Origin of the sequence: Bradyrhizobium sp. KBS0727 (assembly GCF_005937885.2) — a bacterium.
Classification (GTDB): domain Bacteria; phylum Pseudomonadota; class Alphaproteobacteria; order Rhizobiales; family Xanthobacteraceae; genus Bradyrhizobium.
The window spans coordinates 4255505-4280051 of sequence record NZ_CP042176.1 but is presented as its reverse complement, the minus strand read 5'-3'; the positions used below and the strand labels follow the sequence as shown (position 1 = coordinate 4280051).

General features: G+C 64.1%; 21 protein-coding genes. 10 read left to right on the top strand and 11 right to left on the bottom strand.

Features of this window, described 5'->3' with window-relative positions; all coding sequences use genetic code 11:
- Positions 1-21: 21 nt before the first annotated feature.
- Positions 22-294, bottom strand: a complete 273-nt coding sequence (locus FFI89_RS19925; protein ID WP_138829388.1) for a sulfur globule protein precursor — start codon at positions 292-294, stop codon at positions 22-24.
- Between the two features lie 334 nt (positions 295-628).
- On the opposite strand from FFI89_RS19925, the gene ndk reads away from it, so the two are divergent.
- From ndk to FFI89_RS34480, 3 genes are all read left to right on the top strand, one after another.
- On the top strand, positions 629-1051 hold the full coding sequence (gene ndk, locus FFI89_RS19920) for a nucleoside-diphosphate kinase (RefSeq protein ID WP_074828784.1): 423 nt from the start codon (positions 629-631) through the stop codon (positions 1049-1051).
- A 108-nt stretch (positions 1052-1159) separates the two neighbouring features.
- Positions 1160-1999 (top strand): TerC family protein, encoded by an 840-nt coding sequence (locus FFI89_RS19915; RefSeq protein ID WP_138829387.1) that lies wholly within the window; start codon positions 1160-1162, stop codon positions 1997-1999.
- A 152-nt stretch (positions 2000-2151) separates the two neighbouring features.
- On the top strand, positions 2152-2322 hold the full coding sequence (locus tag FFI89_RS34480) for a hypothetical protein (protein ID WP_168212965.1): 171 nt from the start codon (positions 2152-2154) through the stop codon (positions 2320-2322).
- Positions 2323-2349: 27 nt separating this feature from the next.
- Here the strand turns inward: FFI89_RS34480 and ppx are convergent, their stop codons facing one another.
- The 4 genes from ppx to FFI89_RS19895 all read right to left on the bottom strand — a co-directional run bounded on the left by ppx (position 2350) and on the right by FFI89_RS19895 (position 7499).
- Positions 2350-3852 (bottom strand): exopolyphosphatase, encoded by a 1503-nt coding sequence (gene ppx, locus FFI89_RS19910; protein ID WP_138829386.1) that lies wholly within the window; start codon positions 3850-3852, stop codon positions 2350-2352.
- Between the two features lie 12 nt (positions 3853-3864).
- Entirely contained in the window at positions 3865-6063 is a 2199-nt protein-coding gene (locus tag FFI89_RS19905) for an RNA degradosome polyphosphate kinase (protein ID WP_138829385.1), read from the bottom strand.
- Between the two features lie 139 nt (positions 6064-6202).
- Positions 6203-6880: a DnaA ATPase domain-containing protein gene (locus tag FFI89_RS19900; RefSeq protein ID WP_138829384.1), complete on the bottom strand. Its 678-nt coding sequence runs from the start codon at positions 6878-6880 to the stop codon at positions 6203-6205.
- 76 nt (positions 6881-6956) lie between these two features.
- Positions 6957-7499, bottom strand: a complete 543-nt coding sequence (locus tag FFI89_RS19895; RefSeq protein WP_138829383.1) for a CDP-alcohol phosphatidyltransferase family protein — start codon at positions 7497-7499, stop codon at positions 6957-6959.
- Between the two features lie 153 nt (positions 7500-7652).
- On the opposite strand from FFI89_RS19895, the gene purM reads away from it, so the two are divergent.
- The 3 genes from purM (at position 7653) to FFI89_RS19880 (ending at position 10727) form a co-directional block, all read left to right on the top strand.
- Entirely contained in the window at positions 7653-8738 is a 1086-nt protein-coding gene (gene purM, locus FFI89_RS19890) for a phosphoribosylformylglycinamidine cyclo-ligase (protein ID WP_138829382.1), read from the top strand.
- A gap of 4 nt (positions 8739-8742) precedes the next feature.
- Positions 8743-9393: a phosphoribosylglycinamide formyltransferase gene (purN, locus tag FFI89_RS19885; RefSeq protein ID WP_168212964.1), complete on the top strand. Its 651-nt coding sequence runs from the start codon at positions 8743-8745 to the stop codon at positions 9391-9393.
- Positions 9394-9584: 191 nt separating this feature from the next.
- Positions 9585-10727: an autotransporter outer membrane beta-barrel domain-containing protein gene (locus tag FFI89_RS19880; RefSeq protein WP_138829381.1), complete on the top strand. Its 1143-nt coding sequence runs from the start codon at positions 9585-9587 to the stop codon at positions 10725-10727.
- Positions 10728-10886: 159 nt separating this feature from the next.
- Here FFI89_RS19880 and rnd read toward each other — a convergent pair whose 3' ends face one another.
- Both rnd and FFI89_RS19860 read right to left on the bottom strand, forming a co-directional pair.
- Complete coding sequence (gene rnd / locus FFI89_RS19875; protein WP_138829380.1) at positions 10887-12038, bottom strand: ribonuclease D; 1152 nt, start codon at positions 12036-12038, stop codon at positions 10887-10889.
- A gap of 765 nt (positions 12039-12803) precedes the next feature.
- Complete coding sequence (locus tag FFI89_RS19860) at positions 12804-14279, bottom strand: YdiU family protein (RefSeq protein WP_138829378.1); 1476 nt, start codon at positions 14277-14279, stop codon at positions 12804-12806.
- Positions 14280-14470: 191 nt separating this feature from the next.
- Between FFI89_RS19860 and aspS the strand changes: the two genes are divergently transcribed.
- The 3 genes from aspS to FFI89_RS19845 all read left to right on the top strand — a co-directional run bounded on the left by aspS (position 14471) and on the right by FFI89_RS19845 (position 19427).
- Positions 14471-16243 (top strand): aspartate--tRNA ligase, encoded by a 1773-nt coding sequence (gene aspS, locus FFI89_RS19855; protein WP_138829377.1) that lies wholly within the window; start codon positions 14471-14473, stop codon positions 16241-16243.
- A 174-nt stretch (positions 16244-16417) separates the two neighbouring features.
- Positions 16418-18727, top strand: coding sequence for an NADP-dependent malic enzyme (locus FFI89_RS19850; protein WP_138829376.1), 2310 nt, complete (start codon positions 16418-16420; stop codon positions 18725-18727).
- A 247-nt stretch (positions 18728-18974) separates the two neighbouring features.
- The gene (locus tag FFI89_RS19845) at positions 18975-19427 is read left to right on the top strand and encodes a DoxX family protein (protein WP_138829375.1); all 453 of its coding nucleotides are present in this window, start codon (positions 18975-18977) and stop codon (positions 19425-19427) included.
- Between the two features lie 26 nt (positions 19428-19453).
- Here the strand turns inward: FFI89_RS19845 and FFI89_RS19840 are convergent, their stop codons facing one another.
- The 4 genes from FFI89_RS19840 to FFI89_RS19825 form a co-directional block, all read right to left on the bottom strand.
- A complete protein-coding gene (locus FFI89_RS19840; RefSeq protein ID WP_138835485.1) occupies positions 19454-19963 on the bottom strand; it encodes a dihydrofolate reductase in 510 nt (169 codons plus the stop codon).
- 64 nt (positions 19964-20027) lie between these two features.
- On the bottom strand, positions 20028-21002 hold the full coding sequence (locus FFI89_RS19835) for a polysaccharide deacetylase family protein (protein ID WP_138829374.1): 975 nt from the start codon (positions 21000-21002) through the stop codon (positions 20028-20030).
- A gap of 196 nt (positions 21003-21198) precedes the next feature.
- A complete protein-coding gene (locus FFI89_RS19830; protein WP_138829373.1) occupies positions 21199-21792 on the bottom strand; it encodes a glutathione peroxidase in 594 nt (197 codons plus the stop codon).
- Between the two features lie 107 nt (positions 21793-21899).
- Positions 21900-23666, bottom strand: a complete 1767-nt coding sequence (locus FFI89_RS19825; protein WP_246669198.1) for a L,D-transpeptidase family protein — start codon at positions 23664-23666, stop codon at positions 21900-21902.
- A 395-nt stretch (positions 23667-24061) separates the two neighbouring features.
- On the opposite strand from FFI89_RS19825, the gene FFI89_RS19820 reads away from it, so the two are divergent.
- The gene (locus FFI89_RS19820) at positions 24062-24544 is read left to right on the top strand and encodes a CreA family protein (RefSeq protein ID WP_246669515.1); all 483 of its coding nucleotides are present in this window, start codon (positions 24062-24064) and stop codon (positions 24542-24544) included.
- Positions 24545-24547: the final 3 nt, after the last annotated feature.

Below are 24547 nucleotides of genomic sequence, written 5' to 3'. Positions count from 1 at the left end.
CAGGGGGAGCTCGAAATCAGGTCAGTAGCAGCGATTGACCAGCCTCCAGCGCGGACCCCAGGGGGTTCCCACCAAGCGCCGCACATAGCAGCCGCCGCCATAACCGTAACCGCCGCCGTAATAGGCCGGGCCGCCGACGACGAAGCGGGGTCCACCCCAGCCCCAGCCGTGATGCCAGCCACCACCGTGCCAACCGCCATGCCAGCCGCCCCAGGCCGAGGCGGAGGTCGGCGCCAACGCGGCCGCACCGAGTGAAGCCGCGGCCACTGCAACAAGCGCGAGTTTGCGTAACATGATCGTCTCCTCAAGGTTTCGGCGCTGCCAGGCGCCATCGGTGAAATCGCCTCCCGTGACGCCTCTTGGCGAGCCCAGGGGCTGTTGGAGGCGTCCGATCGTGGGTGATCCTGGACCCGCGAAGCTGAATGGAGCCGGGACGGCGGTTTCAGAGAGGGTTCACCTTCGTGAAATTGTTGTAATTTGCCGGTTGGCGACGCTTCGGGGCGGCGGTTCGTGTCATGAAAACGCGGCAAAACCGACGGGTTAACGCGGCATCGGGTCGCTTGCCGTCGTGAGGTGGCGTCGATATAAGCCCGGCAACTCTCACCCAGCGTTTTGCAAGGACGAAAACATGGCGATTGAACGCACTTTCTCGATTATCAAGCCCGACGCGACCGAGCGTAATCTGACCGGCGCGGTCAACGCGATCATCGAGAAGGCGGGCTTGCGGATTGTGGCCCAGAAGCGGATTCGCATGACCCGCGAACAGGCCGAAACCTTTTATGCCGTGCACAAGGCGCGTCCGTTCTTCGGCGAGCTGGTCGACTTCATGACCTCGGGTCCGGTCGTGGTTCAGGTGCTGCAGGGAGAGGGCGCCGTGCTCAAATATCGTGACGTGATGGGCGCCACCGATCCGTCGAAGGCGGCCGACGGCACCATCCGCAAGGTTCACGCCAAGTCGATCGGCGAAAACTCGGTGCATGGTTCGGATGCGACCGAGACCGCCGCGATCGAAATCGCGCAGTTCTTCTCCGGCAACGAAATCGTCGGTTAAACAGCATGGGCGGCGCGCAATCGCCGCCCAGTCCGGCCGCAAGGCCCAACTGAAGATGGCCGCAAGGCCGAAACAAAGCGGCCTGCGAGGCCGAAGTAAGGAAGCGCCGTGAACTGGCTGTGGCAGATCTTCGATCCGGCGAACATCGGAGCGTTCGTCACCCAGTTTCAGACTGAAATGACCCAGCCGACGTTCTGGGTCGCGGTCGGCAAGATCATCTGGATCAACGTGCTGCTGTCCGGCGACAACGCGCTGGTGATCGCGCTAGCGTGCCGCGGACTTGAGCCGCGGCATCGGCTGTGGGGCATGATCCTCGGCGCCGGCGCCGCGGTCATCCTGCGCATCATCTTCACTGGCATTGTCGCAACCCTGATGGCGCTGCCGTACCTCAAGCTGGTCGGCGGGCTGGCGCTGATCGTGATCGCGGCGAAGCTTTTGGTGCCCGAGCAGGAAGATGAGGAGGGCGTCGAATCCGCCTCCCATCTGTGGGCGGCGGTGCAGATCGTCGTCGTCGCCGATATCGTGATGAGCCTCGACAATGTGATCGCGGTTGCCGCCGCCGCCAATGGCAGCGTGCCGCTCCTGGTGCTGGGCCTTGCGATCAGCGTTCCCCTGATCGTCGCAGGCGCGGCGTTGATTATGGCGCTGCTGACGCGGCTGCCGATCCTGGTATGGGCGGGTGCCGCACTGCTCGGCTGGATCGCCGGCGATGTCATCGCCACCGATCCTGCTATTCATCCGAAACTCGACGCGCTGTTCTCGGCGCCGCTCGGCGCCAGGCTCGATTCGATGCTGGCGTCGTTTGGCGCAACGCCGCACTTTGCCAATCACGGCAATGGCGGCGAATTGGTTTGCGCCGTGCTCGGCGTCATCGTGGTGCTGGCCGTCGGCGCGATCTGGCGCAAGCGCGCGCTGCAAAAGCACGTCGCGGATTCCGCCGCGGCGTAAGCGAGCAATGCAATTGGCCCGGCCGAAACGCCGCCTTCGCCTTTCGCCGCGCATACCTGAACTCGCCAGCCCGTGTTAGCATCGATGCGTTCTGCGGTGGTGGAGGTGCACGAATGCCGTTCAAACCGCCCGTTGTGACGGAGATGGACTTGATGCGCGCGCGCAAGATTGTCTGCGCATTGGCGCCTCTCAAGGGGCTCTCGGACGACGATGCCGAGATCGTTGCGAGAACGATTGCCCAATGCTTCGCGGAGGGGCGCCAGCGCGGTTTGGACATCGCCAAGGCCGAGCTGGAAGGTGGCCTCGCAAGACCCAGCGTCTGAGGCGCCGCTATTTCGACGCGATCAGTCTCACTTCCGCACGATCGACCCTGATCGCCCGAGCAACCGCGCCAGTTGCTTGAAGCGGCTGCCGACGCGGTCGGCGACGAGATCGACCATGCGATGTTCGAACACCAGCATCAGCTTGCGGCCGCGGGTACGGAAATGCGTCGCCGGCAGCACGCCGGTGCGCGCCGCCGAGATCAGGTGCGCGACGCGGAACGCGGCGCCGAGAACCCGGGCGCGTTCGACCATCGCCGGCGGCACCAGTTCGCGGATCTGCGCCGGCGGCTCGTTTTCCTCGCTCAGGCCGGCGTAACGGTAGAACACCGATAGCGCGACAAAGGCGCGGCCCTGGTGGCTGATCGAGCCGAAATTGCCGTTGGTGATCAGGCTCAGGGTTTCCTCGCCGCGATGGTCGGGATGCACCCGCCAGCCGACATCCGACAGCAGGCAGGCGGCATGGCGCAGGCGGCGGTCTTCCTCGGTCTCGCGCAGCTTCACCACCCTGACCAGCCGGTCGGTCCAGGCGACCAGTTCCTCGGCATGGCGCGCGGACCGCGACAGCAGCCTGTTCAGGGTCTGCGCGGCGCAGATGAAACCGTCCTTGGCGCGCTCCTGCTGCGGCAGCATCTCGTAGAGCAGGCCCTCGCGCACGCCGAAGGTCGAGAACACGATCGTCTTCGGCTTCGCGACGCGGATGATGTATTCGAGCACCAGCGCCGCATAGGTCAAAAGCGGCCGCCTGGCGTCGGCGATGATTTCGATATTGGCCAGCATGTTGGTCGCCGCGAGCCGGCGCAGGCGTCGCGCGAAATCCAGCGCTTCCGAAGCGGGAATCGAATAGCCGTGCATCACCCGCAGCGGATAGCCGCTCTGCAGGATGTGGATCCGCGCCAGTGCGCGCCAGGTGCCGCCGACCGCATAAAAGGTGCGTCCGCGACCGGCCTTGAGCTGGGCGACGTCGGCGAGCTCGGTCCTGACGATGCGCTCGGCGCGCTTCAGCGATTTGTCGGCGAGATCCTGCAGCGCGAGGCTTCCGAGCGGCAAGGTCACGCCGCTGCGGACGCGGTTGCCGTGCACGTCGATCAGTTCGAGCGAGCCGCCGCCGAGGTCGCCGACGATGCCGTCGGGATTGTGAATGCCGGAGATGACGCCGAGCGCGGACAGTTTTGCTTCGCGCGGGCCTGACAGAATCTCGATCTTCGCGCCGCAGATCCGCTCGGCCTTGGCGATGAAGTCGGGACCGTTGTCGGCGTCGCGACAGGCCGCAGTGGCGATCGCGTAGACGTGGCCGACCTGCTGTATCCTGCATAGCGCCCGAAACCGGCGCAGCGCCGTCAACGCCTTGGCGACGGCGTCGGTAGCCAGCAGGCCGGTGCTCTGGACCTCGCGGCCGAGCCCGCACAGTGCCTTCTCGTTGAAGATCGTGACGAGGCTGCGCGCCATCTGCTCATAGACAACGAGACGAACCGAGTTCGAACCGATGTCGATGACGGCGACGCTGGAATGGCGCTTGCGCGGCCGCTTCACCGCCGCGCTCCGTTATGTCGATTGCTGACGCTCGTTCCGACGGGTGAGGCGGCGCGGCGAAGATTCCTTGAGAGACTTTCCACGGCCTGACAGACTCGGATTCGTCATGAAGTAGTTGTGCAGATTGAACGGCTCTTCGCCCTTCGCGGCCTTCATACGCGTTGAAGACCCGTCGGGCAACAATTGCCAGCTCTGCTCGGTATCCTTCAGGTTCGCGACCATGATCTGTTCGAGAACCTGCTGATGCACCGTGGGATTTTGCAGCGGGCAGAGGATTTCGACGCGGCGGTCGAGGTTCCTCGGCATCATGTCGGCGGACGAGATATACACAGCCGCTTTGGTGCTCGGCAGGCCCTGGCCCATACCAAAGCAGTAGATTCGGCCGTGTTCGAGGAAGCGGCCGATGATCGATTTGACCCGGATGTTGTCCGACAGTCCGGGAATGCCGGGACGCAGGCAGCAGATGCCGCGTACCACCAGCTCGATCGACACGCCGCCCTGCGAGGCCTCGTACAGCGCGTCGATGACGTCGGGGTCGACCAGCGAGTTCATCTTCATCCAGATCGCGCCCGGCCTGCCGTGCTTGGCGTGGTTGGTCTCGCCCTTGATGTGTTCGATGATGCGCTTGCGCAGCGTCAGCGGCGACACCGCCATGCGCTCGATGTCGCTCGGTTCGGCATAGCCGGTGATGTAGTTGAATACCCGCGCCGCATCGCGGCCGATGATCGGGTCCGAGGTGAAGTAGGACAGATCGGTGTAAATGCGCGCCGTCACCGGGTGATAGTTGCCGGTGCCGGTGTGGACATAGGTGGCGAGATTGCCGCCCTCGCGGCGCACCACCATCGACAGCTTGGCATGGGTCTTCAGTTCGATGAAGCCGTACACCACCTGCACGCCGGCGCGTTCGAGGTCGCGCGCCCAGCGGATATTGGCTTCCTCGTCGAAGCGGGCCTTGAGTTCGATCAGCGCGGTCACGGACTTGCCGGCTTCGGCGGCTTCCGCCAGCGCGCGCACGATCGGCGAGTTGTTGGAGGTACGGTACAGCGTCTGCTTGATGGCGACGACATCGGGGTCGCGCGCCGCCTGCTGCAGGAACTGGACGACGACGTCGAAGGATTCGTAGGGGTGATGGACGATCAGGTCCTTCTGCCGGATCGCTGCAAAAATGTCGCCGCCGTGATCGCGGACGCGTTCGGGATGGCGCGGCACATAAGGCACGAATTCCAGATCCGGGCGGTCGATGCGGGTCAGTTGCGACAGCTCGTTCATCGCCAGCACGCCGTCGACCAGGAAAATCTCATCGTCGGCGGTGGACAGAGCGCGCTGCACGAAGGCGCGCAGCTCTTCCGGCATCTTGGCCTCGATCTCGAGCCGGATCACCGATCCGCGGCGGCGGCGCTTCAGCGCGGTCTCGAACAGGCGGACCAGATCTTCGGCCTCTTCCTCGATTTCCAGTTCGGAATCGCGGATCACCCGGAACGCCCCTTGGCCCTTGACGGTGTAGCCGGGGAACAGCCGGCCGATGAACAGGCCAGTGGCCTGTTCCAGCGTGATCAGCCGCACCGCGCCGTCCTTGGCCGCGGGCATGCGGATGAAGCGGTCGATCTTGCCGGGCATGCGGATCAGCGCGTTCATCGGCTTGCCGTCGGAGACGCGCGCCAGATGCAGCGCGATCGTGAAACCGAGGCTCGGGATGAACGGGAACGGGTGCGCCGGATCGATCGCCAGCGGCGTCAGCAACGGGAAGATGTTGCGGAGGAAGTGATCCTCGACCCAGGCCCGCTCCGCCTTGGTGACGTCATGGCCGTCGACGAGCGTGATGCCGGTTTCGGACAGGATGCTGCGCAGATTGCTCCAGATCGCCTGCTGGTCGCTGGCGAGTTCGGAAACCGTCTTGTTGATGAGCACGAGCTGCTCGGCCGGTGTCAGCCCGTCGGGGCTGCGTTCGGCGATGCCTTCACGGACCTGCGCCTTGATGCCGGCGACGCGGACCATGAAGAACTCATCAAGGTTATTGGCGGAAATCGACAGGAACCGCACCCGCTCCAGCACGGGATGGCCGGGATTGACGGCTTCCTCGAGCACCCGGCGGTTGAAATGCAGCCAGGACAGTTCGCGGTTGATGAATCGCTCGGGGCTGGTAGCGATCGCGGGAGGAGCCTCGGAGCCAGCTTCTTTTTCTTTGATTTCAATAACTTGTGCCAATTCCATGAAGCTTCGATCCATCTCAGCCGGGGGCGAAAAAGGCCTTTAGCGCGGGTTCAGCGCGAACCATGTGATACGCCGATGACGTTTCAATGACATTGATGTTCCGCCGGCCGGCGCCGTCAAGGCGGCAGCCGCCCCCGGATCAGGCGTTGCGCAACAATTCGGCAGCCAGCGCCCGGGTCACCGGCCGGCCGAGCCGCAGCGCTTCGGTGTCCAGCAGGTCGATGGCCTGGCGCACGGCGGCATAGGACCGCTCGATTCGCGTGGTCAGATAGCTCACGACGGTCTCGTCGATGCTCAACTGGCGGTCGGCGCAGAATTTGACGATCAGGCCGCGAAACAGGAGATCGTCGGGCGGCAGCAGGGACACCACGGGAATGGCGCGCAGGCGCGAGCGGAGATCGCGCAGTTCGACCTCCAAGGCCACGGGCGGAACGCGCGCGGTGATCAGCACCGAGGCCCCGTCCTCGCGCGCGAGATTCAGCAGATGGAACATCGCGCGCTCGTCGAAATCCGACGGTCTCAGGTCCTCCACCACAAGCGCGCCGGTCGCCAGCGCCCCGGGGACAGCGGCGGCGTTGAGCGCATGCGCCGAGGTAGAGCGCGCGCCGGCTTGCTCGGCCCAGATCGCGGCGAGATGGCTTTTGCCGGAACCCTCCGGTCCGACCAGCAGCATGACGCGGTTTGGCCAGTCCGGCCAGCTATCGATCAGCGCCAGGCCAGCCTCGTTGGCCGGGCCTTCCAGAAAGTTGTCGCGCGTCAGGCTCTCCGCATGCGGCAGGGCAAAGGCCAACTGACGGGGTTGAACGCGTACTGCCACGCAAGTCTCCAGGAAGCGTCATTTATAGCGTTTTCGAGCGAAGTGGACACCGGTTCGCGTCAAGAAAACGCATCAACTATCTCGCGTCGATCGTGCTCATGTGCCGTACCCACTCGACGAGATAGAGCGAGACCGAAACCAAAGTAAAGACCGTAACAAAACCCATCAGGATCAGGTCGTACGGCGTCGGCTTGAAGTTGAAGCCGAGCGAAGCCAGCACCAGTGCGGCGAACGCCACCTGCGCCACGGTATTGAGCTTCGACACCATCAGCGGTTTCATCGGCACCGGCTTGTCGAACAGCCACGACACGATCACGGCTGACACGATCATGATATCGCGCGACACCACCAGGATGACGATCCAGCGCGGCACCGCGCCCCAGATTCCGAGCGCGACAAAGATCGACACCAGCAGCGCCTTGTCGGCCAGCGGATCGAGCAGGGCGCCGAGCTCGCTCGCCATGTTGAACCGCTTGGCGAGAAAGCCGTCGACGGCGTCGCTGACGCCGGCGATGACAAAAATCGCGAACGCAATTTCCATCTGGCTGGAGACGATCGCCCAGACGATGATTGGGACCAGGATGATGCGTCCCAGCGTGATGATGTTCGGAATACTCAACTCGGTCGCTTCCCGGCTCCCCGACTGACCTGGTCCGGCCCTTGGCGGGGCCGGTCGGCTGTTATCTACATAGTATATGCGGGCAGGGCTTGCGAGCCATTGCAGGAACGCGGAATTCCTCGTAACCAGCCGTCATCTTACTGGAATTTGGGCATGAACGACCGCAAAAACGGCCTCACTTACGCGGATTCGGGCGTCGATATCGATGCGGGCAATCGCCTGGTCGATCTGATCAAGCCGATGGTTCGCGCTACCGCTCGACCGGGCGCGGACGCCGAGATCGGCGGCTTCGGCGGTCTGTTCGACCTCAAGGCCGCGGGTTTCAAGGACCCGATCCTGGTGGCCGCGACCGACGGTGTCGGCACCAAGGTCAAGATCGCCATCGAGACCGGCCTGCACGGCGGCATCGGCATCGATCTGGTGGCGATGTCGGTCAACGACCTCGTGGTCCAGGGCGCCGAGCCCCTGTTCTTCCTCGACTATTTTGCCTGCGGCAAGCTCGACCCCGAAGCGACGGCGTCGATCGTGGCCGGTATCGCCGAAGGCTGCCGGGAATCCGGCTGTGCCCTGATCGGCGGCGAGACCGCGGAAATGCCAGGGCTCTACAAGGACGGCGATTACGATCTCGGCGGCTTTGCGGTCGGCGCCGCCGAACGCGGCACGCTGTTGCCGACGGCGGATATCGCCGCGGGCGACGCGGTGATCGGCCTCGCCTCGTCGGGCGTTCATTCCAACGGCTTCTCTTTGGTACGCAAGATCGTGGAAAACTCCGGTCTCAGCTTCGATGCGCCGGCACCGTTTTCGCCGGTCATGACGCTGGGCGGCGCGCTGCTGGCACCGACGCGGCTCTATGTGAAATCCTGCCTGCGCGCGATCCGCGAGACCGGCGCGGTCAAGGGGCTCGCCCACATCACCGGCGGCGGCTTCACCGACAACATTCCGCGCGTGCTGCCGAAACATCTCGGCGTCGGCATCGATCTGGCGCGGCTGCCGGTATTGCCCGTCTTCAAATGGCTGGCGGCGCAAGGCAGTATCGCCGAACTCGAGTTGCTGCGCACCTTCAACTGCGGCATCGGCATGATCGCCATAGTCAAGCCGGACGCTGTCGATCAGGTCACCAAGATTTTCACGGAAGCCGGCGAGACCGTCGCGCTGCTCGGCGAGGTGATTCTGGCCCAAAACGATCATTCGGGCGAGCACCGCGTGGTCTATAATGGCCACCTCGACCTCTCGCAGTGACATGATGAAGCGCCGCGTCGCCATCCTGATTTCCGGGCGCGGCTCGAACATGGCCGCGTTGATCGACGCGGCCAGGCTTGCGGATTTTCCGGCCGAGATCGTCGCCGTCATTTCCAACCGGGCCGATGCGCCCGGGCTGGAAAAGGCCGCAGCGAGTGGCATTCCGACCGACGTGATCGAGAGCAAGCCGTTCGGCAGGGACCGCGCAGGTTTTGAAGCCGTGCTGCAGGGCAAGCTCGATGCGCACAAGGTCGAGCTGATTTGTCTTGGCGGCTTCATGCGGCTGTTCACCGCCGAATTCGTCCAGCGCTGGTACGGGAAAATGCTCAACATTCACCCGTCGCTTCTGCCGTCATTTCCGGGGCTCGATCCCCATGGTCAAGCGCTCAAGACCGGAGTGAAGATTTCGGGCGCGACCGTGCATTTCGTGATCCCGGAAACCGATGCCGGGCCGATCGTGATGCAGGGCGCAGTGGGGGTGGCCGACGACGACACGGCGGAGACGCTGTCGCAGCGTATTCTCGGCGTCGAGCACCGCATCTATCCGGAGGCGCTGCGGCTGCTCGCCAGTGGCAAGGTTCGGCTCGAAGGCGATGTCTGCAAGGTCTCTGATGGCACTGCGCCGGGCATGCTGATCTCGCCGGCCGCGAAATAGCTCCCGCTCGCCGGGCGGACCTGGGCATGGTCGCTGCCGCTGTGGCCGACGAACCACAATGCGGTTTATTCAACTAGCGGCTGCGCTTGCAACCGATTGACGCTGCAGGCCAAACAAGCGCAAATCGGCGGCCTGCCGATCGGTTTTCTGCGCATTTTTCAAGCGGGCGCCTATTTCGGGAATTGGACCCTATGCGCTGCCCGTGGCGGCCTTTGCGAGCAGGTAACACCCGCAACGGCCGCTGGCTGGCGCGGGCGGTTTTCCTTGGCCTCGTCCTCGGTCCGCTGCTTGGGATCGTCGCTGCGTTGCCGGCCCATGCGCAATTCGCGGCGGTGGCTCCCCCGCCGGTCGCGCATCCTGCGCCCACCCCGACGCCGCTGATGATCGATTCGACGGTGTCATCGGCCGCGACGGTCGCTAACCTCGGCAGCAATTTCCTGGAGCGGCTCGGCACCACCAACGGTTTCAGCCGCATGCTGCGGACCAACCCGGGCGGCGGCGGCGCCTCGGAAGCTGCGGAAGCGCCGCGCTACCGGACCTGGTTCGAAGGGTACGGGATTACAGCCAACAACGGCCCGCTCGGCCTGTTTGTCGGCGACAACCGCAAGACCTGGGGCGGCGTCGCCGGAATCGGCGCGCGCGTCGCGCCCGGCATCAATGTCGGCTTCTCGGTCGACCAGAGCCGCACCTCGATCGACGTGCCGCTGGCGCTGCAGTCGGCGACGATCGACCTGACCCAGCTCGGCTTCAACGCCTCGGTCGACAGCGGGCCGTGGACCTGGGCAAGTGCCGTCGTGCACGGCTTCGGCAATATCAATTCGCGTCGCGACACCGGTCTCGGCCTTGCGACCGCGGGTTACAACGCGAGGCTGGACGGCGTGCTGAGCGAGATCAGCTATTACTGGCCCAAGGACCAGTTTCGTATCGTGCCCAAGGCCGCGTTCGAATACGTCCACGCGCGAACCGGATCGCTGCAGGAGTTCGGCGGCCTCGATCCTGTGATGGCGACGGCGGCGACCGTGCAGCGGGTCCGCGTGCTTGTCGGCGCCGAGGTCGGGCACTACTGGATCCTGGACCAGAAGATTTTCGACGTGTCGGCCTACGGCAAGTTCGTCGACAACCTGGTGCAGAATTTCTCCGACATCACCGTCAGCCTCGGCAGCCAGAGCGTCACGTTCCAGGGTATCGGCGAAAGCCGCTACGGCGCCGATGCCGGCGCTTCGGCATCGCTGAGCCTGACCAACACCGCCCGCGTCTACGTCAATTACGACGGCAAATTCCGCGCCGCGATGCAGTCGCATCAGGGCACGGTGGGGCTGGAGTTGAAGTGGTGATCTGAGAGCCTGCATGGCCTTCATCCTTCGAGACGCATCGCTTTGCGATGCTCCTCAGGATGAGGTCTGACTGCCGAGGATGGGAATCTTAGACCCTCATGGTGAGGAGCACGGCAACGCCGTGCGTCTCGAACCATAAGGCCGTGCTAGCGGCAGGCGTTATTCGCCTCGGTCGACCTTGACGACGCGGCCTTTTTCCATCGCCAGCGCCAGCCTGCCGTGTTTCAGCGCGATCGCGGCTTCGCCGAACAATTCGCGGCGCCAGCCGTGCAGGGCGGCGACGTCGGCGTTGTCGTCGGCGGCGATCTGGTCGAGATCGTCGACGGTCGCGATCACCTTGCTGGCGACGGCGTGGCGCTCCGACGTCATCCGCAGCAGCACCTTCAAGAGTTCGACGGTCGCCGCACCGTTCGAATTGCCGCGCGGCTTCTCGATCTTCGGCAGCGACGCCGGATCGCGGGCAAGCCCGCGCTGCACGGCGGCCACGATATCGCCGCCCCATTTGGAACGGTCAAAGCCCTTCGGCAGCGAGCGCAGGCTGGCGAGGCGCTCCAGGCTGATCGGCGCATGGGTGGCGATGTCGCCGACCGCGTCGTCCTTCAGTACCCGGCTGCGCGGCACGTCGCGGCTTTGCGCTTCCTGTTCGCGCCAGGCCGCGACTTCCATCAGGACCGCGAGCTCCTTCGGCTTGCGCACGCGCGTCTTCAGCCGTTCCCAGGCGCGCTCGGGATGGAAATCATAGGTCTTTGGCGAGGTCAGGACTTCCATTTCCTCGCTGACCCAGTCGCTGCGGCCGCGCTTCTTGAGGTCGGCGTCGAGAGCCGCGAACACGTCGCGCAGATGGGTGACGTCGGAGACCGCGTAATGCATCTGCTCCTCTGTCAGCGGCCGGCGCGACCAGTCCGTGAAGCGATGGGTCTTGTCCGGCCGGTGGCCGGTGATGCGCTCGACCAGTTGGTCGTAGGCGATGCTGTCGCCATACCCCAGCACCATCGCGGCGACTTGGGTGTCGAAGATCGGGTGCGGAATGGTGCCGGACTGGTGCCAGACGATCTCGATGTCCTGGCGGGCGGCGTGGAATACCTTCAGCACCGCCTCGTTGCCCATCAGTTCGAAGAACGGCTTGAGGTCGATGCCCTCAGCCAGCGTGTCGACCACGACGGCTTCGTCCGCGCTCGCCATCTGCACGACGCAGAGCAGGGGGTAGTAGGTCGTCTCCCGGAGAAATTCGGTGTCGACGGTGATGACCTTGTGCTGGGCCAGCCGGGTACAGGCGGCCGCGAGGTCGGCAGTGGTGGTAATCAGATCCATGAACAATCCAGTGCGCTCGGCTACAGGCGTTCTGCCGAAAGCGCTGATATGTCAAGGGTCTTGGGGAAATTTGAGGCCTGCATTTCAGGCCAGAGCGTTTTCCAGCGAAGTGGAAACCGGTTCGCGTCAAGAAAACGCGTCAAATCAAAAATCTAGAGCCCCGTTCCGATTCCATCGGAACGGGGCTCTAGGCGCGGCTTTCTGCCAGTCGCCGGCCTCCGGGCGCAGTCTTGCCCGTCCGCGATCCGATCGGCCTGACGGAACTTATTCGTAGCGGATGTTGCGCGGCGGGCGCCGTCCGGAGGGCAGAGCCAGCACGACGAGACACAGCGCGATCATCGCCAGTCCCATGAATTCAAAAGCAAACGCGTCCACGGCAATTCTCCCCCAACAGATCGTTAGATTTGTCGGGAGGGTGTTGAGGGGTTGTTAAGCGATGTGGTTAAGGCGGGAACCGCTCCGGCAATGGTGGATGCGCGCTTAAGGATTGCGGTTAACGGGCCTCGCGCTGACTGCAACCATCGAGCGAAAGCGATTGTATGGTGGGCCGCCTCAGCAGCGCGCAGCCGATCTTCGCCCTCTGATTTTAGGGGCGAACGATTCAAAACTCGGGTGCAGTGAGCCGCGAGAAAGTGATGCTGTGTCTCTTCCGTCATTCCGGGGCGATGCGAAGCATCGAACCCGGAATCTCGAGATTCCCCGATGCGCAATTGCGCATCTGAGGTCTGGTCCTGCGGACCATCCCGGAATGACAGCAGACGTATCTCACGTCCCGCAGAACGTCTGCAGCACGCGCTGCTCCGGTTGCGGCGGGTCGGCGTAGTCGGCGAAATCAGGCTGGTCCTCGTAGGGCTTCGCCAGCACCGCGATCAGTTCCTCGAACGGCGCATAATCGTCGTTGTTCATCGCGGCCTGGATCACGGCTTCGACGCGGTGGTTGCGCGGAATGAAAGCCGGGTTGACCGATCGCATCAGGGCCTGCCGTTCGGTCGCCGCCTGCGGCTCGCCCGCGATGCGTGCGTGCCAGCGCGCCGCCCATTCGTCGAAGGCTGTGGGATCGGCAAACAGGCGCCGCACGCCGTCATTGCCGGAATCAAGCGCCACATTGCCGAGACCGCGGAAGGTCAGCGTGAAGTCGGCCTCATTCTTCGCCATGGAGTCGAGCAGGTCCTGCACCAGCGCCTCGTCGCCGTCGCGCGCGGTGAACAGGCCAACCTTCCGGCGCAGGCCGGCCTGATAGGCAGCTGTAAATTTCTCCGCGAATTCACCGAGGATCAATTGCGCCTGTTCGATCGCCTGATCCTTGTCGTCGGTGAACAGCGGCAGCAGGCATTCGGCCAGCCGAGTCAGGTTCCAGAGCGCGATCCGTGGCTGGTTGGCATAGGCATAGCGGCCCTGTTCGTCGATCGAGGAGAACACGGTCGCGGGATTGTAGTCGTCCATGAAGGCGCACGGGCCGTAATCGATGGTCTCGCCCGAGATCGAGCAATTGTCGGTGTTCATGACGCCGTGGATGAAGCCGACCAGCAGCCAGCGCGCCACCAGTTCGGCCTGCCGCGCCACGACGCCGGCGAGCAGAGCGTGATAGGGACGCTCGGCGTTGGTGATATCAGGATAGTGCCGCGCGATGACATGATCAGCGAGCTGCCGCACGCCGTCGGTATCGCCGCGGGCGGCAAAGAACTGGAAGGTGCCGACGCGGATATGGCTCGCCGCCACCCGGGTCAGTACGGCGCCGGGCAGCATGGTCTCGCGCTGAACCCGCTCGCCGGTGATCACGGCGGCGAGCGAGCGGGTGGTCGGAATGCCCAGGGCAAACATCGCCTCGCTGACAATGTATTCCCGCAGCACCGGACCCAAAGCCGCGCGGCCGTCGCCCCGGCGCGAAAATGGCGTCGGGCCGGAACCCTTGAGCTGGATGTCGCGCCTGATGCCATCGGCGTCGATGACCTCGCCGAGCAGGATGGCGCGGCCGTCGCCGAGCTGGGGCACGAAATGGCCGAACTGGTGGCCCGCATAGGCCATCGCAATCGGGTCGGCGCCGTCGGGCAGGCGCTTTCCGGCGAGGATTTCGGCGCCTTCCGGGCTCTCCAGCAGGTCGGGATCGAGGCCGAGCTGGAGCGCCAGCGGCCGGTTCAGCTTGATCAGCCGCGGGGAGGCCACCGGGGTCGGCGCTACCCGAGCGAAAAAGTTCGCAGGCAGCGCCGCATAGGTGTTCTGGAACGGGAAATGGACGGTCATGACCCAAAGATAGGCGCCGCCCCGGAATTGGCAAACGGTTCGGGGCTCAGATCCGCGAAATGGCGGTTTTTGAGCCCAAAACAGCGCCGGGCTTGGTTGCCGCCCCGCGCCGGCTCGGGTAAACCCTGCCGCACTTCGTGCGGGCTTTGGCCCCCGATTCCTGTCCTCCGACATCCGATTTTGGGAATTCAATGCATCGCTACCGGTCACATACATGCGGCGCGCTCCGCGACAGCGACATCGGCCAAACCGTCCGTCTTTCCGGCTGGTGCCATCGTATCCGCGACCATGGCGGCGTGCTGTTCATCGACCTGCGCGACCATTACGGCCTGACCCAATGCGTCGCCGACCCGGATTCGCCGGCGTTCAAGGACGCCGAAAAGCTGCGCTCGGAATGGGTGGTGCGGATCGACGGCAAGGTCCGCCGCCGGCCCGAGGGCACCGACAACCCGGAACTGCCGACCGGCATGGTCGAGGTTTACATCAGCGAGATCGAGGTGCTGGGGCCGGCCGGGGAATTGCCGCTGCCGGTGTTCGGCGAGCAGGAATATCCTGAAGACATAAGGCTTAAGTACCGGTTCCTCGACCTCCGTCGCGAGAAGCTGCACCAGAACATCATGACCCGCGGCGCGATCGTGGACTCCATGCGCAAGCGGATGAAGGAGCAAGGCTTCTTCGAGTTCCAGACCCCGATCCTGACGGCGTCGTCGCCGGAGGGCGCGCGCGACTTCCTTGTGCCGTCGCGGATCCATCCCGGCAAGTTCTACGCGCTGCCGCAGGCGCCGCAGCAGTACAAACAGCTCCTGATGATGTCGGGCTTCGACCGATACTTCCAGATCGCGCCGTGTTTCCGCGACGAGGATCCGCGCGCCGACCGGCTGCCGGGCGAGTTCTACCAACTCGACCTCGAAATGAGCTTTGTCGAGCAGGACGACGTGTTTGCGGCCGTCGAGCCGGTCATCACCGGCGTGTTCGAGGAGTTCGCCAAGGGCAAGCCCGTCACCAAGACCTGGCCTCGGATTCCCTTCGCCGAAGCCTTGAAGAAATACGGCAGCGACAAGCCCGATTTGCGTAATCCGCTGATCATGCAGGACGTCTCCGAGCACTTCCGCGGTTCCGGCTTCAAGGTGTTCGCGCGGATGCTCGAAGACCCCAAGAACCAGGTCTGGGCGATCCCCGGGCCGACCGGCGGGTCGCGCGCATTCTGCGATCGCATGAACTCGTGGGCGCAGGGCGAGGGCCAGCCCGGGCTCGGCTACATCATGTGGCGCGAGGGCGGCGAGGGCGCTGGTCCGCTGGCGAACAACATCGGCGCGGAACGGACCGCGGCGATCCGCACCCAGCTCGGCCTGAAAGAGGGCGACGCGGCATTCTTCGTCGCTGGCGACCCCGACAAGTTCTGGAAGTTCTCTGGCTTGGCCCGTACCCGGCTCGGCGAGGAGCTGAACCTGATCGACAAGGACCGGTTCGAACTCGCCTGGATCGTCGACTTCCCGATGTACGAGTACAACGAGGAAGACAAGAAGGTCGACTTCTCGCACAACCCGTTCTCGATGCCGCAAGGAGGCCTCGATGCGCTCAACGGGCAAGACCCGCTGACCATCAAGGCGTTCCAGTACGACATTACCTGCAACGGCTATGAGATCGCATCCGGCGGTATCCGCAACCACCGTCCCGAGGCGATGGTGAAGGCGTTCGAGATCGCCGGTTACGGCGAGAAGGACGTCGTCGAGCGTTTTGGCGGCATGTATCGTGCGTTCCAGTACGGCGCCCCGCCGCATGGTGGCATGGCGGCGGGTGTCGACCGCATCGTGATGCTGCTCTGCGGCACGACCAACCTGCGCGAAATCTCGCTTTTCCCAATGAACCAGCGGGCCGAAGACCTGTTGATGGGCGCGCCGTCGGAAGTCGCGCCGAAGCAGTTGCGCGAGCTTCACATCCGTCTCAATCTGCCGCAAAGCTAGAGCCGGGATAGCCCGAACGAAGACCGGTCACCGAAGGTAATTTCGGGGCCGGGAGCATGATCCGGAAAAGTGGACACCGGTTTTCCGAAAGATCATGCTCAAACAAGAAGACGGCCGACGGGCATGATTCAACTTCGTTGAATCATGCGCTAGGTGAATACGTGGGGGAAATGCATGTCGTCCTATTCTGATGACCTTCGCGACGCGGCGCTGGCCTATCACCGGCTGCCTAAGCCGGGCAAACTCGAGATCCAGGCGACCAAGCCGCTCGCGAACCAGCGCGATCTCGCGCTGGCCTATTCGCCCGGCGTGGCGGCGGCCTGCACCGAAATCGCCAATAACCCCGCGGAAGCCGCTTCTCTCACCGCCCGTGCCAATCTGGTCGCAGTGGTCTCCAACGGTACCGCGGTGCTCGGGCTCGGCAATATCGGTCCGCTGGCGTCGAAGCCCGTCATGGAGGGCAAGGCGGTCCTGTTCAAGAAATTCGCCGGGATCGACGTGTTCGACATCGAGATCTCCGCGGACACCATCGAGCGCGTGGTCGAGACGGTCGCGGCGCTGGAGCCGACCTTCGGCGGCATCAACCTCGAGGACATCAAGGGACCGGAGTGCTTCGAGATCGAGGCGCAGCTCAAGGAGCGCATGAAGATCCCGGTGTTCCACGACGACCAGCATGGCACCGCCATCATCGTCGGCGCCGCGATCACCAACGCGCTGCTGCTGAACGGCAAGAAACTTCCCGACGTCAAGATCGTCTGCTCCGGTGCGGGTGCCGCCGCGATCGCATGCCTCAACCTGCTGGTCTCGCTGGGCGCGCAGCGCAAGAACATCTGGGTCTGCGACATCGACGGCGTGGTACATGAGGGCCGCAACACCCTGATGGACCGCTGGAAGGCGGTCTACGCGCAGAAGACCAGCGCCCGCGTACTCGGCGACGTCATCGGCGGCGCCGATATTTTCTTAGGCGTGTCCGCGCCCAACGTGCTGAAGCCCGAAATGGTCAAGGCGATGGCCGACCAGCCGCTGGTGCTGGCGCTGGCCAATCCGGTCCCGGAGATCATGCCGGACGAGGCGCGGAAAGCGCGCCCGGACGCCATGATCTGCACCGGGCGGTCCGACTTCCCGAACCAGGTCAACAACGTCCTGTGCTTTCCGTTCATCTTCCGCGGCGCGCTCGATGTCGGCGCCACCGCGATCAACGAGGAAATGAAGCACGCGGCGGTCGACGCCATCGCGCAGCTCGCGCGCGATCCGCCGTCGGATGCGGTGGCGCGGGGCTTCGACAGCGGCGAGACCCAGGGCTTTGGGCCGGGCTCGCTGATCCCGAGCCCGTTTGATCCGCGGCTGATCCTGCGGATCGCGCCGGCGGTCGCCAAGGCGGCGATGGATTCCGGCGTGGCGACGCGGCCGATCAAGAATTTCGACGAATACTGCGCGCTGCTCGAGCGCTTCGCATTCCGCTCCGGCCTCGTCATGAAGCCGGTATTCGCCAAGGCCAAGACCCAGCCGGTACGGGTGATCTATGCTGAGGGCGAGGACGAGCGCGTGCTGCGTGCGACGCAGGTCGTGCTCGAGGAGAAACTGGCGCGGCCGATCCTGGTCGGGCGCCCCTCGGTCGTGGAAGCGCGGCTCAAGCGGTTCGGGCTCGCGATCAAGGCCGGGCAGGATTTCGACCTCGTCAATCCCGAGGACGATCCGCGCTACCGCTCCTATGTGCAGACCTATATCGACGTCGCCGGCCGGCATGGCGTGACACCCGATGCCGCGCGCACGGTCGTTCGGACCAACAACACCGTGATCGCAGCACTTGCGGTGGTCCGCGGCGAGGCCGACGCCATGATCTGCGGCGTCGAAGGTCGTTACATGAGCCATCTGCGCCATGTCCGCGAAATCGTCGGCTTCCTGCCCGGGATCAGGGATTTTGCCGCGCTGGCGATGATGATCACCAGCAAGGGCACCCATTTCATCGCCGACACCCAGGTGCGGCCGAATCCGAGCGCCGAGGAACTTGCGGAAGTGGCGGCGCTGGCCGCGATCCATGTCCAGCGCTTCAACATGAAGCCCCGCGTCGCCTTCGTGTCACATTCGGACTTCGGCAGTTACGATACCGATTCTTCCCGCAAGATGCGCCATGCCACCGCGCTCCTGAAGGAACGGCATCCCGAGATCGAGGCCGACGGCGAAATGCAGGGCGATACCGCGCTGTCGAAGACCGCGCGAAAGCTGGTGCTGCCGCATTCCAAGCTGGAAGGTGAGGCCAATATTCTGATCATGCCGAACCTCGACACCGCCAACGTTGCCTATCAGATGATCAAGGTGCTGGCGGATGCGTTGCCGGTGGGGCCGATCCTGATCGGGCCGGCGCGTCCGGCGCATATTCTCACCCCCTCGGTGACGGCGCGCGGCATCCTGAACATGACGGCGGTCGCCGCCGTCGAAGCCCAGGAGCGCGCCGTCCGCACCCAGCCGACCCTGTTTGGATAGGGTCTCTAGCGTTTTCGAGTGAAGCATGCGCTCGGATTTGATCCGTGGATGGATGCCGGTTCGCGCCGGAAAACGCGTCAAAACAAAAGAGTAGAGCCCGTTCTGATTCAATCAGCCGGGCTCCGGGTCGCGCAGGTTCCTGCGCGGACGGTTTCGATTTTGTTCGTTTGAAAAGCGGAAGCGAAACGCCCATAATCGTTCCGCTTTCGCGCGCGACCTTTGCATTGCCATTCAGTGAGGCCGACCCATGCCAGCGTTGTTCACTTTCGGGCGAGTTCTGTTCGCTGTGCTCTTCATCTACTCCGGGGCGACCAAGCTGTTCGCCATTTCGGCGACCGCGGACTTCATCGCAGCCAAGGTGGCTATTCCAGCGCTGCTGGCACCCTATACGTCGCAACTGGAGACCATGACCGGCATGCCGATGCCGCAATTGCTGGCGATCGGCATCGGCGGCTTCGAGATCCTGGCGGGCCTGATGATCGCGGTGAATTTCCTGGCGCGGTTTTTCGCGATCCTGATGATCTTCTTCGTGCTCGCCGCCACGTTCTACTTCCACGATTTCTGGAATCAGTCGCCGCCCGACAACGCCAAGACATTGATCGAGGCCTTGAAAAACCTCTCGATCATCGGCGCGCTGTTCATGATCGCGGGCTACGGCCGCGGGCCGCGAAACTCCGAACCGGCCTACGGCGACGTCTGAAGCCAAGCCACTAGCTCAAGCCCGCGTCAGGCGCTGCGCCGCCATGGCGTGACGCTGACGTCATGGGCCATGTCCAGCACCTGCGGTTCGCCGGCGCGCAGTCCGTGCGCGGCCAATATTTGCTGCGGCGAACGATGGGGCACACCCGGGAAGCAAGGCTCGCCACCCGGCAAGCGCACGTGCGGCGCCAGCGACAGCCAGAACGTGTCGTAGCGGTCCATGAACATTCCGAACACGTAGGGTCCGCCGATGACGGCGACCGTGCCGGAGCGCACGCCGGCCCGCTCGCAGGCCGCCTCAAAGGAGGCGCCGGCGGGGTTCCACAACGTGGATTTCGGATTGGATGGATCGGGTGCGAGCGTTTCGACGTTGCGGGTCAGGACGACTCGCCTGCGCTTCGGCGAATTCGTCTGGCCTTCGAACGAGTTGCGCCCGTGCACGATCAGGTCGGCATGGTCGAGGGCGTCGGTGAAGAACTTCTTGTCGCCCTCGAACTTCAGTCCCTCCGGCATGACGCGATCGGCGTTCGCCAGCATGCCGTCGCCGGACACGATGACGTAACCTTCGATGCGCAGTGCCGGCACGACCTTCTGCCGCCGACTATTCCGAAATCGTCTGGACGACGCTGGAAACCGGACGCGAGCTCACGGTCGGCAGCTTGGCGTCCTTGATGACCTCTTCGTCGTATTTGGCGATGGTCTGCGCCGGGGCCTTGGCCTTCATTGCCACGACCTTGTATCCACCGGCCTTCAGCTTCTTCAGCAGGTCGGGCAGGGCTTCGGCGGTGTGCTTGTGGAAGTCGTGCATCAGGATGATGCCCTTGCCGAGCTTGTCGAGCTTCTTCATCGTGACGTCGATGACGGCCTGCGCGTTGCGCGCCTTGAAGTCGAACGAGTCGAGATCGCAGGAGAACATCGCGATGTTGCGATCGCCGAGATAGGTGACCATCTCCGGCGGGTGCTGCAGGGCCGGGAAACGGAAGAACGGCGACGGCGAGACGCCGCCCAGCGCCCACTTCACCGCGCTGAGGCCCTTCTCGATCTCTTCCTTGCGCTGGTCCTCGGTCAGCTTCTTGTTGGTCAGCGTCGCATGCGACCAGGTGTGGGTGCCGACGGTGTGGCCGGCGGCGTAAACCTGCTTGAGGATCTCCGGATAGTAGGTGGCGTGCTTGCCGATCGAGAAGAAGATGCCGGTCGTGCATTCATCCGCCAGCGCCTTCAGCACGGCGGGCGTATTCAGCGGCCACGGGCCATCGTCGAAGGTCAGCACGACTTCTTTGTCGCGCAGGAAATCGAGTTGCTTGAAGTGCTCGAAGCCGAAGCCGGGCCCGCCAGTGGTATCGATCTCGACGGTCCGTCCAACGCCGAGCGCGCCGGGGGTGTTGCATGCGGCCCTTGCCGGTTGTGCCGAGGCGGGCGCTGCTGCCGCGGCCAGCGCGGCGGCGGCCGCCTGCGGAGCAGGAGCCGCCGCAGGAGGAGAAGCAGCACCCTTGGCCGGGGGCGTTTGCGCCCACGCCGCACCCGACGCCAGCAACGAAACCGTGCTCGCAAAGATCAACCCTGCCACGATGCGCATCTTGTTTTCCCTAAAATTCTGATCCCGCTCCCGGCGCCGGCATTTTGCCGTCGTCCGGCCGCTTCCTGCCCCAACGCATCGTACCCTAGTTGCAGCCGCCTCGCCAAGGCAACGGCTGTCGTCCGGGCCTGTTGATTTGTCGCTCAACCGGTTAATTCAGGGGACAGGTCCGCTATTTTGCGGCGTGTCCTCAAGCCTAGCCGCTGCGTTCGGAGACGTTCTGGCTCAGTGCCCGGGCAATCGCCGTCTTGACGCGGGTATCGGCGGGTTCGACGGATTCCGGGAATACGTCGGCGATATAGCCGTCGCGGCCAATCAGGTATTTGTGGAAGTTCCAGCGTGGAACATCCTTCGGCCGCGCCTCAGCCGCCCATTTGTAGAACGGATGCGCGTTCGATCCCTTCACGACGGCCTTGGCTGCTATCGGGAACGTAACTCCATATTGGTGCTGCGCGGTCTCGGCGATCTCGGTCGCGCCGCCCGGTTCCTGGCCGCCGAAATCGTTGGACGGAACGCCGACGATCATCAGGCCGCGGTCGCGGAACTCGGTCCACAATTCCTGCAGGCCGCCATATTGCGGCGTGAAGCCACAGAGCGAGGCGGTGTTGACGATCAGGATCGGATGGCCGGCATAGTCGGCGAGCCGGATATCGGGGCCAGCCAATCCCGGAAACGAAAATGCGTAGGCCGTGATCCGGCTCATACCGGCTTGCGCAAATACCGGTCGGCCCGAGGCCGTGCCGGCAATTGCTGCGAGCGCCGCCGTCATCATGGTCCTGCGGTCAATCATGGAGCGTCTCGCACGGAGGTCTGGCTGCGGTTCGACGAACGACAGCATAGCGCAATGCGCGCCACGTCGCCGCTCAACATGCCGTTATGCCGGGACGGTGTGCCTGGTTAGCGCAGCGAAACGATGAAATCGGTGCCTTCGCCGGTTTCACCCTGATTGATACCCTGGTCGGATACGATGATCGAACTGCCGGTGGTCAGCGCTTCGGTGATGCGCGCCATCGCATCCTGCGGGATGGTGATGCGGTCCAGCGCCTCGGCCGGGCTATCCGGCGCAGGCAGGGGTCTGGCCTCCGCAGCTGCTCCACCCGCGATCTTGCGGCGCCGGGCGCGGCGGTCATCATCGTCGTCATTGCGGGCCGCGTTGCGCGCCGTCACCGGCAGCGAGACCACCGACCAGCGCAACAGGTTCGGGTCGTTCTTGTCGGCTTCGGCGGTGAAGACATGCGTGCCCAGCGGCCGGTCGCTCGGCGCGATGGTCACGGGCACGTCGAACAGCGGGGCAAAATTCTGGCGAACGTAGAGCTTGGAGTCCTTGCGGCTCACGAATACCGCGATCTGGCCAGTACGCTTGGGCTCGGCTTTCGCGGCAGCAGCCTTGTCGATGCCGGGCAGGCGAGCCGTATCTTTCTTCGCATCGGGCGCCGCCGGCGCGTCGGCGATTGCCTCGGCCGGCTTGTCGGGAGCCTTGGTCTCGGTGGTCTTGGTCACTTCGGGCTTGGCAGCTTCAACCTTGGCTTCGGCGGGCTTGTCTTCAGCTGTTTCCTGAACCTTCGCGCTGTCGCTTGCGGTCTCGGCCTTGGCAGCGTCGGCCGCGGTCGGCGCGTCGGCCTTCTCGACCGAACCAGTCTGGTCGGATATTGCGTCGGCCCTCGAAGCTTCCGCCGATTTGTCGTCGGACGAAGCGGTATCGGCGCTGTTGGCGGGAGTTGATTCCGCATCCGGCCTGGATTCGGATTTCGGTGCTTCGGGTTTTGCTTCAGCGCTCGCGGCTTCGCTGGAAGACGGCCTGCCACCCGTTGCATCCGACATGGTGGCCGCCGTATTCGCCGGCATCGGGCTGCTGGCATCCGCGGTGCGTGTCTGCTCGCGGAGCGGAGAGGCGTGCCCGACGGTCGATCGGAGTTCGAGGCTCGTCACTGAATTCTCGGACCTGATGGCCGACCCGGCGTCCGCGCCCTTGTCGCTCTTGACCGCCGGCATGTCCGCCTTGGGAAGATCGTTCTTGAGCAAATCGTTCTTGAGCAAATCGTTCTTGGGCTCATCGGCAACGACAGGCTGCGGCGTGACCTTTTGGGCCACCAGCAGAGGATGCGAGAAACTGGCGGGTGTCATATCGCCCGGCGTCACGACCACGCGCGCGCCCATCTTGGTCCAGTTCCACATCTTCACAGCAAACGCCATCGGCATGCGGATACAGCCGTGTGACGCCGGATAGCCCGGCAGCACGCCGGCATGCATCGCAACACCCGACCAGGTGATGCGTTGCATATAGGGCATCGGCGCGCCGCTATAGATGTTGGAGTGGTGGAACTTGTGCTTCTGGATGATGCTGAACACGCCCATCGGGGTCGAATGACCCTTCATGCCCGTGGACACCGGACTTTCAGCGAACAGCCCGTTGGCGTCGTAGACCCGGACCTTTTGCCTGTCGATCGAGATCGCGATAACCAGCGGCCCCTGCGGCTTGGCGCCGGTTTCCTTTTGCACCGCGTCGGATTTCGCGGCCGAATTCTTCCGCGTGTTCCGCTGGCGTCGCGGCTGCGCCGACGGCGCGGGCCGGTAATAGCCGGGATCGGAATCCTGCCAGTAGAACAGCGCCGCATCTGCCTGGGCGGCGGCACCCAGGGTGCCTGCCGCCGTCAACACTGCCATCTGCCAAAACCCGACGCGTTTGGACCACTGGTCCGCAACTTTCACGCCCGCACTACCCGCACTCAAGATCGGATGCCCGCTCACGCGCATAATCCTCGAATTCCAGAATTTCGGATCCAGTGGCTCAATATTCATTTGTTGTCGCAGACGCGAAAAGCGTTCACCAGCGTAAGCCTTCTAATGTCAGCGCTTTTCGCCCTGAGCGTATCAAAAAAGCCTCACATTCCGTTAAACGAGTGGGCTCGCTGACGCGCGCAGGCACTTCTAGTGCGGCATTCCGCCATTACTTAGATGGCGAGGCATTCAGCGGCTTTGCAACGGAGATATCAATGGCATCCAAGGCCATCATGAAGTGTGACGGGAAGTGGAGAATTCTGGCCTTGGCGGTGCTGGCGATGACGCTGTCGCAGGCCTGCCCCGTTTCGGCCGCCGACGAACCGGATCTGATCTTCCGCCGCTCGACCGTGTTCAAATTGATGAGTCCTAACGACAAACTGGCGACCTATGGCGTCGACGACCCCGAGGTCGAGGGTGTCGCCTGCCATTTCACGGTGCCGGAAAAGGGTGGATTCAAGGGCTGGCTGGGCCTCGCCGAGGAGGTTTCGGATATTTCGCTGGCCTGCCGCCAGATCGGACCGATCCGGTTCAAGGACAAGTTGGCGCAGGGCGACGACATGTTCCGCCGGCGCCGCTCGCTGTTCTTCAAAAAAATGCAGATCGTTCGCGGCTGTGACGCCAAGCGCAACGTCCTCGTTTACATGGTGTATTCGGATAAACTGATCGAGGGTTCACCCAAAAATTCGACCTCCTCGGTACCGGTCATGCCGTGGGGGGCCGCCGATGCCGTGGTCCAGAAGTGCGGTGATTTCGTTCAGTAGTTT

Excerpts from the sequence above, each read along its gene's own strand:
- FFI89_RS19925 (WP_138829388.1), bottom strand. The coding sequence starts at position 294 with ATGTTACGCAAACTCGCGCTTGTTGCAGTGGCCGCGGCTTCACTCGGT.
- ndk (WP_074828784.1), top strand. The coding sequence starts at position 629 with ATGGCGATTGAACGCACTTTCTCGATTATCAAGCCCGACGCGACCGAG.
- FFI89_RS34480 (WP_168212965.1), top strand. The coding sequence starts at position 2,152 with ATGCGCGCGCGCAAGATTGTCTGCGCATTGGCGCCTCTCAAGGGGCTC.
- FFI89_RS19905 (WP_138829385.1), bottom strand. The coding sequence starts at position 6,063 with ATGGAATTGGCACAAGTTATTGAAATCAAAGAAAAAGAAGCTGGCTCC.
- purM (WP_138829382.1), top strand. The coding sequence starts at position 7,653 with ATGAACGACCGCAAAAACGGCCTCACTTACGCGGATTCGGGCGTCGAT.
- purN (WP_168212964.1), top strand. The coding sequence starts at position 8,743 with ATGAAGCGCCGCGTCGCCATCCTGATTTCCGGGCGCGGCTCGAACATG.
- FFI89_RS19880 (WP_138829381.1), top strand. The coding sequence starts at position 9,585 with ATGCGCTGCCCGTGGCGGCCTTTGCGAGCAGGTAACACCCGCAACGGC.
- rnd (WP_138829380.1), bottom strand. The coding sequence starts at position 12,038 with ATGGATCTGATTACCACCACTGCCGACCTCGCGGCCGCCTGTACCCGG.
- FFI89_RS19860 (WP_138829378.1), bottom strand. The coding sequence starts at position 14,279 with ATGACCGTCCATTTCCCGTTCCAGAACACCTATGCGGCGCTGCCTGCG.
- aspS (WP_138829377.1), top strand. The coding sequence starts at position 14,471 with ATGCATCGCTACCGGTCACATACATGCGGCGCGCTCCGCGACAGCGAC.
- FFI89_RS19850 (WP_138829376.1), top strand. The coding sequence starts at position 16,418 with ATGTCGTCCTATTCTGATGACCTTCGCGACGCGGCGCTGGCCTATCAC.
- FFI89_RS19845 (WP_138829375.1), top strand. The coding sequence starts at position 18,975 with ATGCCAGCGTTGTTCACTTTCGGGCGAGTTCTGTTCGCTGTGCTCTTC.
- FFI89_RS19840 (WP_138835485.1), bottom strand. The coding sequence starts at position 19,963 with ATGCTGGCGAACGCCGATCGCGTCATGCCGGAGGGACTGAAGTTCGAG.
- FFI89_RS19835 (WP_138829374.1), bottom strand. The coding sequence starts at position 21,002 with ATGCGCATCGTGGCAGGGTTGATCTTTGCGAGCACGGTTTCGTTGCTG.
- FFI89_RS19830 (WP_138829373.1), bottom strand. The coding sequence starts at position 21,792 with ATGATTGACCGCAGGACCATGATGACGGCGGCGCTCGCAGCAATTGCC.
- FFI89_RS19825 (WP_246669198.1), bottom strand. The coding sequence starts at position 23,666 with ATGGCAGTGTTGACGGCGGCAGGCACCCTGGGTGCCGCCGCCCAGGCA.
- FFI89_RS19820 (WP_246669515.1), top strand. The coding sequence starts at position 24,062 with ATGACGCTGTCGCAGGCCTGCCCCGTTTCGGCCGCCGACGAACCGGAT.